General features: G+C 66.6%; 9 protein-coding genes. 4 read left to right on the forward strand and 5 right to left on the reverse strand.

Annotated features, from left to right (window positions below):
* Positions 1–64 precede the first annotated feature (64 nt).
* Complete coding sequence (locus ASD94_RS06060; protein ID WP_082576778.1) at positions 65–2,632, reverse strand: DNA internalization-related competence protein ComEC/Rec2; 2,568 nt, start codon at positions 2,630–2,632, stop codon at positions 65–67.
* 136 nt (positions 2,633–2,768) lie between these two features.
* Between ASD94_RS06060 and ASD94_RS06065 the strand changes: the two genes are divergently transcribed.
* Positions 2,769–3,227 (forward strand): RidA family protein, encoded by a 459-nt coding sequence (locus ASD94_RS06065; protein ID WP_056639961.1) that lies wholly within the window; start codon positions 2,769–2,771, stop codon positions 3,225–3,227.
* 124 nt (positions 3,228–3,351) lie between these two features.
* On the opposite strand, the gene ASD94_RS06070 is transcribed toward ASD94_RS06065, so the two are convergent.
* From ASD94_RS06070 to ASD94_RS06085, 4 genes are all read right to left on the reverse strand, one after another.
* A complete protein-coding gene (locus ASD94_RS06070) occupies positions 3,352–5,118 on the reverse strand; it encodes a methyl-accepting chemotaxis protein (RefSeq protein ID WP_056639965.1) in 1,767 nt (588 codons plus the stop codon).
* Positions 5,119–5,325: 207 nt separating this feature from the next.
* Positions 5,326–7,683: a DNA topoisomerase IV subunit A gene (parC, locus tag ASD94_RS06075; protein ID WP_056639968.1), complete on the reverse strand. Its 2,358-nt coding sequence runs from the start codon at positions 7,681–7,683 to the stop codon at positions 5,326–5,328.
* On the reverse strand, positions 7,680–8,534 hold the full coding sequence (locus ASD94_RS06080) for a lytic transglycosylase domain-containing protein (RefSeq protein ID WP_056639971.1): 855 nt from the start codon (positions 8,532–8,534) through the stop codon (positions 7,680–7,682). The genes parC and ASD94_RS06080 overlap by 4 nt, the downstream gene beginning before the upstream one ends.
* Positions 8,535–8,567: 33 nt before the next feature.
* Positions 8,568–10,550: a DNA topoisomerase IV subunit B gene (locus ASD94_RS06085; RefSeq protein ID WP_056639974.1), complete on the reverse strand. Its 1,983-nt coding sequence runs from the start codon at positions 10,548–10,550 to the stop codon at positions 8,568–8,570.
* A gap of 130 nt (positions 10,551–10,680) precedes the next feature.
* Between ASD94_RS06085 and ASD94_RS06090 the strand changes: the two genes are divergently transcribed.
* The 3 genes from ASD94_RS06090 (at position 10,681) to ASD94_RS06095 (ending at position 12,697) form a co-directional block, all read left to right on the forward strand.
* Positions 10,681–11,898, forward strand: a complete 1,218-nt coding sequence (locus ASD94_RS06090; protein WP_056639977.1) for an MFS transporter — start codon at positions 10,681–10,683, stop codon at positions 11,896–11,898.
* 7 nt (positions 11,899–11,905) lie between these two features.
* Positions 11,906–12,061 carry a hypothetical protein gene (locus tag ASD94_RS23475; RefSeq protein ID WP_156391360.1) on the forward strand — a complete coding sequence of 52 codons (156 nt, stop codon included), beginning with the start codon at positions 11,906–11,908 and terminating at the stop codon, positions 12,059–12,061.
* Positions 12,062–12,142: 81 nt separating this feature from the next.
* Positions 12,143–12,697: a bifunctional 2-polyprenyl-6-hydroxyphenol methylase/3-demethylubiquinol 3-O-methyltransferase UbiG gene (locus tag ASD94_RS06095; RefSeq protein ID WP_056639979.1), complete on the forward strand. Its 555-nt coding sequence runs from the start codon at positions 12,143–12,145 to the stop codon at positions 12,695–12,697.
* The last annotated feature ends 8 nt before the right edge of the window (positions 12,698–12,705 follow it).

Raw genomic sequence — 12,705 nt, forward strand, 5'->3', positions numbered from 1 at the left:
GATAGCAATTTGTGAGCCCGCCTCGGCACAACACCCCTGGCGGCGCTGCGCCATCGACCCCAGGTCAGCCGTCCCGTGGCACCATGCGGTGCTGCCAGTAGCGCTCACCGGTATCGCGCTCGCAGGCCACCTGAGCAGGTTGCGACGAGGACCAGCGGGCCGCCCCACAGCGCGAAGACTCCACCACCGCAATGTGGCGCGCCAGATAGCGCTGCAGCACATCCGGCGCCGGATGCCCGAATCGGTTGCGATACCCAGCCTGCACCAAAGCGGTGCGCGGCTGCACGGCCTCCAGAAAAGCCGCCGACGACGAGGTCTTGCTGCCATGGTGGGGCGCCAGTAGCAAATCGGCCCGCACCGGTGCGCCACGCGCCAGCAGGGCCTGCTCCTGCGGCGCTTCGATGTCGCCTACCAGCAAGGCGGATGCGCCCTCGGTGCCTGCGGCGGAGATGCGCAGCACGCAGCTGAGCGCGTTGGGACGCGGTGGCTTCGCCGCCCCCGGGGCGTCGTCGCCGGGCAGGGGATGCAGCACCTCGAACACCACGCCGTCCCATTCCCAGCGCTGGCCGGCCAGGCAGGGCCTGCTCGGGCGCAAGCGCTGCAGGGCGTGCTCAGCTTCGATGGAGCCGGTGAGTTCGGCGCGGGGTTGCTGGGCCAACACGGCCGCCGCGCCGCCCGTGTGGTCGGCATCGCGGTGGCTGAGCATGAGCACGTCCACCTGCTCGCCCAGCGCCCGCAGCAGCGGCACCAGCACGCGGTGACCCGCGTCGCTCTCGCGGCTGAAACGCGGACCCGCGTCGTAGAGCAGCGTGTGGTTGGCGGTGCGTACCAGCACGGCGTTGCCCTGGCCGATGTCGGCGGCTAGCAGCTCAAACTGCCCCGCTGCGGGCCGCGCGGGCTGCCACCACAACACCGGCAGCAGCAAAGGCAGCGCCAGCAAGCGCAGGCGCCAGGGCAGGCGCATGGCCAAGAGCGCACCCCCAGCCACCGCCGCCACGCCCGCCCAGAGCGGCGCCGCTGGCAAAAATACGGCAGCCCAGGGCCACTGCGCCAGCCATTGCAGCAACGCGGTGAACGGCTGCAGGCTGAGGGCTGCAGCACTCCACAGCGGCGCCCACAGCACCCCGCCCAGCGCCAGCGGCGTGACCACCAGCGTGACCCACGGGATGGCCACCAGGTTGGCCACAAAACCCACCAGCGACACCTGGCCAAACAGCAGCAAGCCCAGGGGCGTGAGCGCGAGCGTGACCACCCATTGCTCACGCACCAATGCATAAAAACGGCCTGTAGCGCTGGTACTACTTACCTCGGAAGCTATCGGATTGGTAGCAAACAGCACGCCCACCGCCACAAAGCTGAGCCAGAAGCCCGCCTGAGCCAATGCCCACGGGTCCAGCGCCACCACGGACCCGCAGGCCAGCAGCCACACCTGCGGCCAGGGCCAGCGGCGCCCGCTCAGTTGCAGCAGCCCCACGATGGCCAGCATGGTCACGGTGCGCTGTGCGGGTACGCCCCAGCCGCTGAACAGCGCGTAGGCCGTGGCCAGCAACACACCCGACACCAGCGCGGCAGACTGCGCTGGCACCGCTAGGCTCAGCCGGGGCGAGCGCCGCCACAGCGCCCTCACCACCAGCGCCGCCAGCCAGGCAAACAGCGTGATGTGCAGGCCCGAAATACTCATGAGGTGGGCCACCCCGGTGGCGCGGAACACATCCCAGTCCGCACGGTCGATAGCGCGCTGGTCGCCCGTGACCAGCGCCGCCACCACGCCTGCAGTGCGCGTGCGAGCCGTGTCGGTGTTGTCATTGCCCGATCCATCTTGCCCAAACACCAGACGCTCCAGGATGGCACCCCGCACGCGCTGGCGCAGCTGCTCCACCGGGTACTGCCAGGTGGCGGCCACGCGCACCGGCGGCTCGTCCTTGGGGCCGGCGCGCACATAGCCTGTGGCCTGTACGCCCTGCTCCCACATCCACAGCTCATAGTCAAAGCCGTGCGGGTTGCGCAGGCCGTGGGGTGCCTTCAGGCGCACGGTGATCTGCCACCGCTCGCCCGCACGCACGGGTGCGGGCTGGCGTTGCAGGTCCAGCACCTCGCCCCCGCCGCCAAAGGCGCCGCCATACCAGGCCACGTCGATCTGCGGCGGCATGGCCACGGACGCACCTTGCAGCGTGGCGGACTCCACCACCATGCGCCAGCGGGTGCCTGCCTCGTTGACCTGCGGCATGGCGGCCACCACGCCGGTGATGCGCAGGTCCTTGCTCTCCAGTGCTGCCGGCAACGCCTGGGCCTGGTAGGCCGCGGCCCGCAGGCCAGTGACGCCCGCCATGGCCAGCGCCCCTGCCAGCAACATCAGCCAGGGCGCCATGGCGATGGCGCTGCGAGCCCTACGGAGCCCTGGGTGCCGCCGCGCAGCGGCCACCGCCCCACCGCCCAGCAGCAGGCCGGCCACCAGCATCCAGCCATAAGCCGCAGCGGACCACAGTGTGGGCTGCTGCAGTTGCAGCGCAGCCCCCGCCACCACGCCCAGCAACACAGCGGGCAACAGCCACGGACGCGGGGGCAAAGGCGCCGCCACCCCCTGGCCTGGGGCGGACAGCGGCGCGGCATTAGGGGCGCTTATGGCGGACATGCGCTGATGCTAATGCGCCGCCAGGGCCTGCCACGTCGGCGCGAGGGTGGGGGGCTGTGTAACACTTACCGCGCTCGGCGGCCTGTACACCAGACCGCTCTCGTCTATCCACCCGCACTTCCTAACGAGGACCACCATGAGCGTTTACGACAAGCTGAATGAACTCAACATCACCCTGCCCCCCGTGTCGGTGCCCGCTGCCGCCTACGTGCCCTATGTGCAGACCGGCAACCTGGTGTTTCTGAGCGGCCACATCGCCCGCAAGGATGGCAAGCCCTGGGCCGCACAGTTCGGCCGTGACATCGGCACCGAAGAAGGCAAGCAGGCCGCACGTGCCGTCGCCATCGACCTGATGGGCACGCTGCAAGCCGCCTGCGGTGGCGACCTGAACCGTGTGAAGCGCATCGTCAAGGTGATGAGCCTGGTGAACTCCACGGGCGATTTCACCGAGCAGCACCTGGTGACCAACGGCGCCAGCGAACTGCTGGGCCAGGTGTTTGGCGAAAAGGGCGTGCATGCCCGCAGCGCCTTCGGTGTCGCCCAGATCCCCATGGGCGCATGCGTTGAAATCGAACTGATCGCCGAACTGGCCTGACCGCCCTGAGGCCCCACGCCCCAGCAAAAAACCCATGGCATCGCTGCCATGGGTTTTTTTGTCAGCGCGGCGCAGGGGCCGGCCGTGGCGGTCTGCGACAGTCGGCACCGCACAACCCGGTGCCTCAGAAAGACTCCCAATCCTCCTCCGCACCGGCCGTAGCGCCCTGCCTGGCGTCAGGCGACGGCGCGGGCGCCTTGGTCAGAGCCGTCGGGGCACCTCCCCCTTTTTTGATTGCTGCGGCCGTGGCAGACGCTTGGGGCGTTGCGCGAGTCGCAGGCATGGCGGACGTCGCCTTGGCGGCACCGCGTGCGACCCCAATGGCAACCTGCGCAGGCCCGTAGCTGGCCGCATTCACCTTGAACATGGACACCTCGCGTGCCAGGTGATCCGCCTGCTCACGCAGGCTCTGCGCCGCTGCGGCGCTCTCCTCCACCAGCGCGGCATTCTGCTGGGTCATCTGGTCGAGGTTGCTGATCGCCTTGTTGACCTGCGACACCCCCGCGCTCTGCTCGGACGATGCGGCCGTGATCTCACCGATCATGTCGGTCACGCGCTGCACCGACTGAACGATGTCGGTCATGGTGGTGCCCGCGTCAGACACCAGGCGCGAACCCGTCTCCACCTTTTCAACCGACGCACTGATGAGCTGCTTGATCTCCTTGGCCGCCTCGGCACTGCGCTGGGCCAGGCTGCGCACTTCGCTGGCCACCACGGCAAATCCACGCCCTTGCTCCCCCGCCCGCGCGGCTTCCACCGCTGCGTTGAGCGCCAGGATGTTGGTCTGGAACGCAATGCCGTCGATCACGCCAATGATGTCCGCAATCTTCTTGCTGCTGTGGTTGATGTCCTCCATGGTGGCCACCACCCGGGTCACCACCTCGCCGCCCCTGCGCGCCACACCGGTCGCTCCCGCTGCCAGGCTGCTGGCCTGCTGGGCGCTGCCTGCGCTTTGCTGGATGGTGCTGGTGAACTCCTCCATGGCCGCAGCAGTCTCTTGCAGGTTGCTGGACGTCTGCTCGGTGCGGGCCGACAGGTCCTGGTTGCCCGTCGCGATCTCGGCACTGGCAATGGCGATGCTGTCCGTGCTCTGGCGCACCTGGTGCACCATGCGCCCCAGCGCATTGCTCATCGCATAGAGCGAGCGCAGCAGGTCGCCAAATTCGTCGCCCCGCGTGACGGCCTCTTGCAGGCTCAGGTCGCCGCCCGCAATGCGCTCGGCAAGGCCATTGGCCTGGGCCAAAGGCCGCTGGATGCTGCCGATCAGGTAGTACGCGCCCACGATGATGGCCAGCAACAGCAGGCCCACGGCCACCGCCGCGAACTTGACGGTGAGCATGCGCGAGGCCGCCATCTCCTGCTGCTTGGCGGCAGCGGTCTGTTGCTGCTGCTGCACAAAGTCGCGCAGGGCTTGCAGGTAGGTGGCCACGGCCGGGTTGTATGACTGTTTGACCAGAGCAATGGCCTGGTCCTGCTGACCGTCGGCCTTGAGCTTGCGGGCCTGGCCGCGCAGGTCGATCATGGCTTTGCGGGCCTGGGCGATCTTGGCCATTTGCGCCTTGTCTGCCTCCGACAGGGCCATGGCCTCCAGCGACTTCTGCACCTCGGTGATCTGCGCCGTGGTGGCCGCAATCACGTCCTTGAACTCGGCTTCCACCGCCGCTTCACTGCTGACAATGAGTGCCTGGGTGCGGGCTGCATTGGTCTCGGTCAGGCCTGACCAGCGGATAGCGGCCTGCACACGGGCTTCCATGTCCTGGGCCATCGCATCGGCCTCGGCCTGTACCTTGGCCGACCGGTAGCCCGAGAAGCCCACCACGGCGGCCAGCAGCACCACGATCAGCGCCACCGCCAGCCAGAGTTTGTGCGCCATCCGGAACTGTTTGGGCATGGGTGTCTCCCGAAGGGTTGTGTTTGTGTACAGATGTTGCTCTTTTTTTAACCATCGCACAAACATCCCGCCGCGGCATCAGGGTCTGCCCGGCCCTGCACGGATCTGGCCTTGGCGCCCCCCAAACAGCGCCCGCATCCAGCGCCGCTGGCAGCGCAGGCCGCTACCCCGCAATGGGCAGACGACCAAGCCCCGAAACGGAAGCGGCTATTCGACGCGCGTCACTGTCTGTGGCTTGAAGCCCAGGTCCGCCGCCTTGCCCTTGCGGCCGCGCGCGGCACGGGCATTGTTCAGGCTGCGTATCTCCAGCGTCTCATCGCGCTGCTTGCCGCCCCGGCCAATGCCATCGAGGCGAATGCTGCGCGTGTAGGCGGCAGCGCCTGCGAGCTGGTCCTTGTCTTCCAGGTCGATCAGCATCAGCCCCCGGCCACCATTGGCCATGGTTTTCAGCTCGGTGATCTCGAACGTGAGGATGCGCCCGCCCGTGGACGCACAGGCCACATGCGTGGCAGGCAGCAGCGGCTTGCTGCCTGTGGTGCCTGCGGCATGCGATGGCACGCACACGGTTTCGCCCTCGCCCAGCGTGAGGAAGGCCTTACCGCCCTTCTGGCGCGAGACCATGTTCTCCACCGCCGCCAAAAAGCCGTAGCCCCCCGAGTTGGACAGCAGCAGCGTGGCGCCCGCGGGGCCCGCGAAGTAGTGCAGCACTTGCGTACCCGATTCCAGCTCGATGAGCGTGGTCACCGGCTGACCATCGCCGCGCGCGCCAGGCAGCAGCGACACGGCCACCGAGTACACACGCCCATTGCTGCCAAAGGCCAGCAGGGTATCGACCGTGCGGCACTCGAACGTGCCATACAACCCGTCGCCCGCCTTGAAGGCAAAGCTGGCGGCCTCATGCCCGTGGCCGGTGCGCGCACGCACCCAGCCTTTTTCAGACACCACCACGGTAACGGGCTCGTCCACCACCTTCACTTCGGCTACGGCCTTCTTCTCGGCCTGGATCAACGTGCGGCGCGCGTCGGCAAAGGTCTTGGCATCCTGCTCGATCTCCTTGACCATGGTGCGGCGCAGCGAGCCAGGGTTGTTCAGGATGTCTTCGAGCTTGCCCTGGCTTTCACGCAGCTCCTTCAGCTCTTGCTCAATCTTGATGGCTTCGAGCCGCGCCAGCTGGCGCAGGCGGATTTCGAGAATGTCCTCGGCCTGCCGGTCGCTGAGGTTGAAGCGCGCGATGAGTGCGGCCTTGGGCTCCTCGGCCGTGCGGATGATGGCGATCACCTCGTCGATGTTGAGCAGCACGGTCTGCCGCCCTTCGAGGATGTGGATGCGGTCCAGCACCTTGTTGAGCCTGTGCTGGCTGCGGCGGGTGATGGTGGTCTGGCGGAAGGCAATCCACTCTTCCAGCATCACGCGCAGCGACTTTTGCACAGGCTTGCCATCCAGCCCCACCATGGTGAGGTTGATGGGGGCTGAGGTCTCCAGGCTGGTGTGCGCCAGCAGCGCCGTGATCAGCTCCTGCTGCGGGGTCTTGCCGGTCTTGGGCTCGAACACCAGGCGCACAGGGGCGTCCTTGCTCGACTCGTCACGCACCACGTCCAGCACGGCCAGCATGCTGGCCTTGAGCTGCGTCTGGTCCTGGCTCAGCGCCTTCTTGCCCGCCTTGACCTTGGGGTTGGTGATTTCTTCGATTTCTTCCAGCACCTTCTGCGTGCTCACGCTGGGCGGCAGTTCGTTGACTACGAGCTGCCACTGGCCGCGCGCCATGTCTTCGATCTTCCAGCGCGCGCGCACCTTGAGGCTGCCCCGGCCGGTGCGGTAGGCATCGGCAATGTCGCCCGCACTGCTGATGATCTGGCCGCCACCGGGGTAGTCCGGGCCGGGCACGATGGCCAGCAGCTCTTCCTGGCTCAGTGATGGCGTCTTGATGAGCGCAATGCAGGCGTCGGCAATCTCGCGCAGGTTGTGGCTGGGGATCTCGGTGGCCAGGCCCACGGCGATGCCGCTGGCGCCGTTGAGCAGCGCGAATGGCAGGCGGGCAGGCAGTTGGCGGGGTTCCTCCGTGCTGCCGTCGTAGTTGGGCATGAAATCAACCGTGCCCTCGTCGATTTCGTCGAGCAGCAGGCTGGTGATGCGCGACAGGCGCGCCTCGGTGTAGCGCATGGCGGCGGCACCATCGCCGTCGCGGCTGCCGAAGTTGCCTTGGCCATCGATCAGCGGGTAGCGCTGCGCAAAATCCTGCGCCATGCGTACCAGCGCGTCGTAGGCAGACTGGTCGCCGTGGGGGTGGAAGCGGCCCAGCACATCGCCCACCACACGGGCGCTTTTGACGGGCTTGGCCGCAGTGTTGCGCGTGGGGCCGCTGTAGCCCAGGCCCATGCGGTCCATCGAATACAGAATGCGCCGCTGAACGGGCTTGAGGCCGTCGCACACATCGGGCAGCGCACGGCCCTTGACGACCGACAGCGCGTATTCGAGGTAGGCGCGCTGGGCGTAGCCCGCCAGGCCCAGGGAGTCGCCCCCATCATCGCCTGCGGTGGTGAAATCAAGAGTGGGTTGGTCGCTCATTCGTTCGGAATCGTCGGTAAGGGTTCAAACGCGGTCTGCGGCGCGCTGCGGGTCTGTGCCACCTGGGTGGGCGGCAGGTTGCCCCGGTTCTGCGCGCCGCCCGACAGCTCCATGCGCACACGGCCCGGCAAGGCGCGCTGTGTCAACACGGGCGCTGGCGGTTTGAGCTGGGCGTACAGGCCCAGCACGGTGCGCACATAGTTCTGCGTTTCCTTGAAGGCCGGGACCTGGTTGCCCGCCTTTTGCACGGCACCTTCGCCCGCGTTGTAGGCGGCCACGGCCAGGTCCATGCGGCCGGGGAACAGGTCCAGCAGGTGCCGCAGGTAACGGGTGCCGGTGGGCACATTCACGGCCGGGTCGGCCAGTTTTTGCTCTACCGTGCGTTTCTTGTCCGCACTCACGCCAAAGCGGCTGGCCGTGGCGGGCATCACCTGCATCAGGCCCACGGCGCCTTTGGGCGACACGGCGGTGGCGTCAAAGCCGGACTCGGTGGCGATCACGGCCTGCAGCAGCTCGTAGTCCACGCCGTGGCGCGCAGACGCCGACCGCAGGTGATGCTTGACGCGCTTGTAGTCGGGCGCGATGTCAAAAAACGCCAGCAGCCGCGCACCCGCCGCAGGCAGCGCATACGGCATGGGCGACGCATTGGCCGGTGCATCGCGGGTGGAGTCGAAATCGTTGCCGCGAAAAAAAAGCTGGTAGCGCGCATCGACCTGCTCGGCCGCAAAGTGCGTCACTCCGCGCTCGTCCACATGCGCCCACAGATCTGCGTGGGCCGCTTGCTGCAAAAAGCAGAGCAAACAACCCAATACATACCAGCGCAAGCGGCCGATTTGGCGAAATGAGGTCATGGCAGGCAGCGCGGGCGCATACGACTCAGCTCTTCAGATATCGATCTCGACCGCATCGCCATGCAGCTCCATAAGCTCGCGGCGCGCCGCGGCCTCGCCCTTGCCCATGAGCTTGGTGATGAGCCCTTCGGTGGCGGCAAAGTCCATGTCGCCCAATTGCACGGGCAGCAGTCGGCGGGTGTCGGGGTTGAGCGTGGTTTCCCACAGCTGCTCGGCGTTCATCTCGCCCAGGCCCTTGAAGCGGCTAATCTGGCACTTTTCGCGCGCCACGCCGTCCTTGGCGCATTTGTCGAGGATGGCGGTGAGCTCGCCATCGTCCAGCGCATACATCTTGGCCGCAGGTTTCTTGCCACGCGCGGGCACGTCTACACGGAACAGCGGAGGGCGTGCCACGTAGATGTGACCGGTCTCGATGAGCTTGGGAAAGTGGCGGAAGAACAGCGTGAGCAGCAGCACCTGGATGTGCGAGCCGTCCACGTCCGCGTCCGACAGGATGCAGATCTTGCCGTAGCGCAGACCGCTCAGGTCCGGCGAGTCGTTGGGGCCATGCGGGTCCACGCCGATGGCCACCGAGATGTCGTGAATTTCGTTGTTGGCAAACAGGCGGTCGCGCTCCACCTCCCAGGTGTTGAGCACCTTGCCGCGCAGCGGCAGGATGGCCTGGCTTTCCTTGTCGCGGCCCATCTTGGCGCTGCCACCTGCCGAGTCGCCCTCGACCAGGAAGACCTCGTTGTGGGCAATGTCGCGGCTTTCGCAGTCGGTGAGCTTGCCGGGCAGCACGGCCACGCCGGAGCCCTTGCGCTTCTCGACCTTCTGGCCCGCCTTCTGGCGGGTCTGCGCGGCCTTGATGGCCAGCTCGGCCAGCTTCTTGCCGTATTCGACATGCTGGTTCAGCCACAGCTCCAGCGCCGGGCGCACAAAACCGCTGACCAGGCGCACCGCGTCGCGCGAGTTCAGGCGCTCCTTGATCTGGCCCTGGAACTGCGGGTCGAGCACCTTTGCCGACAGCACGTAGCTGGCGCGCGCAAACACGTCCTCGGGCAACAGCTTCACGCCCTTGGGCAGCAGGCTGTGCAGCTCGATGAAGCTCTTGACCGCGTTGAACAAGCCGTCGCGCAGGCCGCTTTCGTGCGTGCCGCCCGCGCTGGTGGGGATCAGGTTGACGTAGCTTTCGCGCATGGGCTGGCCGTCTTCGGTGAAGGCCACGGCCCAGGATGCGCCTTCGCCCTCAGCGAAGCTCTCGTTGCCGCTGTCGGCAAAGCCCTCGCCTTCAAACAGCGGGATGACGGGGTCGCCCGTGAGCGTCTGCATCAGATAGTCGCGCAGGCCACCCTTGTATTGCCAGGTCTGGGTGTCGCGGGTTTTCTCATTGACCAGCTGCACCGTCACGCCGGGCATGAGCACCGCCTTGCTGCGCAGCAGATGGGTCAGCTCGCCCATGGGCAGGGCGCTGGATTCGAAATACTTGGCGTCGGGCCACACGCGCACCGAGGTGCCCTGCTTGCGCTCTCCCGCCTCCAGCGGCCGGGCCACCAGGGGCTCAATCACGTCGCCCGCAGAGAACACCAGGCGCGCCACCTTGCCTTCGCGGTAGCTGGTGGCTTCGAGCCGGGTGGCAAGTGCGTTGGTGACCGACACGCCCACGCCATGCAGGCCGCCCGAGAAGCTGTAGGCCCCGCCCTTGCCCTTGTCGAACTTGCCGCCCGCGTGCAGGCGGGTGAAGACCAGCTCGATCACTGGCGCGTTTTCTTCCGGGTGCAGGCCAAAGGGGATGCCCCGGCCGTCGTCTTCCACACTGACCGAGCCATCGGCGTGCAGCGTGACGCGGATCTTCTTACCATAGCCGGCCAGGGCCTCGTCAGCGGCGTTGTCCAGCACTTCCTGGATGATGTGCAGGGGGTTGTCGGTGCGGGTGTACATGCCCGGGCGCTGCTTGACGGGCTCCAGGCCCTTGAGCACGCGGATCGAACCTTCGGAATATTCGCTGGCGGAAGCAGAAGACGGTTTGGCAGACATAGCGGCGGATTGTAGTGCGGCCACCGCCTTGGGGCTGGATAAAAAGACAGTCCTCTCGCGACCCTGGTAGCAACTGTATTGGTCTCGGGTGTATCAGCGCGTTTCACACAATCTGGCTACATTCCTGCGCATGCATATGAATCCTCCCAAACTATCCATGTTCCAGGTGCTGGCCTGCGGTGCGGCCATCGTGACCCTGTCCATGGGCACCCGCCACGGGTTCGGGCTGTGGCTGCTACCCATCACCCAAGAGATGGGCTGGACGCGCCAGTCGTTTGCTCTGGCCATTGCCATCCAGAACCTGTCCTGGGGCGTGATCGGGATCTTTGCGGGCATGGCGGCCGACCGGTTTGGGGCCTTCCGCGTCCTGTTCGGTGGGGCGGTGTTGTATGCCTTGGGCCTGGCGGGCATGGCCTTGTCGCCCACGCCCACTTTATTTGCGCTGACGGCCGGCGTGCTGATTGGCGCGGCCCAGGCGGGCACCACCTATGCGGTGATCTATGGCGTGCTGGGGCGTCAGATTGCGCCGGAGAAACGCTCGTGGGCCATGGGCGTGGCAGCGGCAGCGGGCTCGTTCGGGCAGTTTCTGATGGTGCCGGTCGAGGGCTGGCTGATTGCCGGGCTGGGCTGGCAGCAGGCCCTGCTGGCGCTGTCGATGGCGGTGCTGCTGATCGTGCCGCTGGCCTTTGGCCTGCGTGAGCCGGGCTTCAAGGGCGCAGCCCCGGTAAAGCGCGACCAGACCATTGCGCAGGCGCTGGGCGAGGCCTTCCGCTACCCCAGCTTCAATCTGCTGATGGCGGGCTATTTTGTGTGCGGGTTCCAGGTGGTGTTCATCGGCGTGCACATGCCCAGCTACCTCAAGGACCACGGCCTGTCGCCCCAGGTGGCCAGCTATGCGCTGGCGCTGATCGGGCTGTTCAATGTGTTCGGCACCTACATCGCCGGCACGCTGGGCCAGCGCATGCCCAAGCGTCACATCCTCGCCTTCATCTACTTTGCCCGCGCGGTGGCGATCAGCATCTTCCTGCTGGTGCCGCTGTCGCCGCTGTCGGTGTATGTGTTTTCGGCGGTGATGGGCTCGCTGTGGCTGTCCACCGTTCCGCCCACCAACGCCACCATCGCCCAGATCTTTGGCGTGCAGCATTTGTCGATGCTGGGCGGCTTTGTGTTCTTCAGCCACCAGATCGGCAGCTTCCTGGGCGTCTGGCTGGGCGGCTATCTGTATGACGCCACCGGCAGCTACGATATCGTCTGGTACATCGCGATTGGTCTGGGTATTTTTGCCGGGCTGGTGAACCTGCCCGTCAAGGAAAGCCCGATCACGCGCAGCAGCCCACAACCCGCCTGAACCCAGCATGAACCACCAGCTACCACCCCAGAAACCCGTGCCGCGCGCCCTGCGCTGGCTGGGCGGGGCCGTGGCGGTGCTCCTGTGCCTGGTGGTATTCGGCTTTTACACCGTGCCCGAATTCATGGTGATGCTGGCCGACCAGATGTGGGCGTGTTTTTGACACCCTTGGCGGGATTTTCAAGCGTTTTTGGCTGTAAGCGCTAGTGGGTCATGCGCTGGCAGCTATCATTTTTATAGTCTCATGCACGGTACAGAAGCCCCTTCGGAATGGGTGCGGCGCTGGAGCCACCTGATCGCCCCCCACAGCACCGTGCTGGACGTTGCTTGCGGCGCAGGGCGCCACCTGCGCCACCTGCGCGAACTGGGGCACACCGTGGTCGGCGTAGACCGGTCGGCCGAGGCGCTGGCCGCCTGCGAAGGGTTGGGCGAGCTGGTGCAGGCCGACATCGAGAACGGCCCCTGGCCGTTTGCAGGCCGCCAGTTTGGTGTCGTGGTCGTCACCAACTACCTGTGGCGCCCCTTGCTGCCCACCATCGTGGCCAGCGTGGCGCCGGGCGGGGTGCTGGTCTATGAAACCTTTGCCCAGGGCAACGAAACCGTGGGGCGCCCCGCCCGGCCTGAGTTTCTGCTGGCACCCGGCGAACTGCTGCAGGTGTGCAAGGACTTGCGCGTGGTGGGTTACGAAGACGGCTTCATCGACGAACCCGCGCGTTTCGTGCAACGCATCACGGCCGTACGGGAACTCCCGCAGGCGGGCGGACCCTCACGACATCTTTTGCCCGTCGGGGCTAGTTAGAATGCCCT

Source organism: Acidovorax sp. Root70 (assembly GCF_001428225.1).
Taxonomy (GTDB): Bacteria; Pseudomonadota; Gammaproteobacteria; order Burkholderiales; family Burkholderiaceae_C; genus Acidovorax.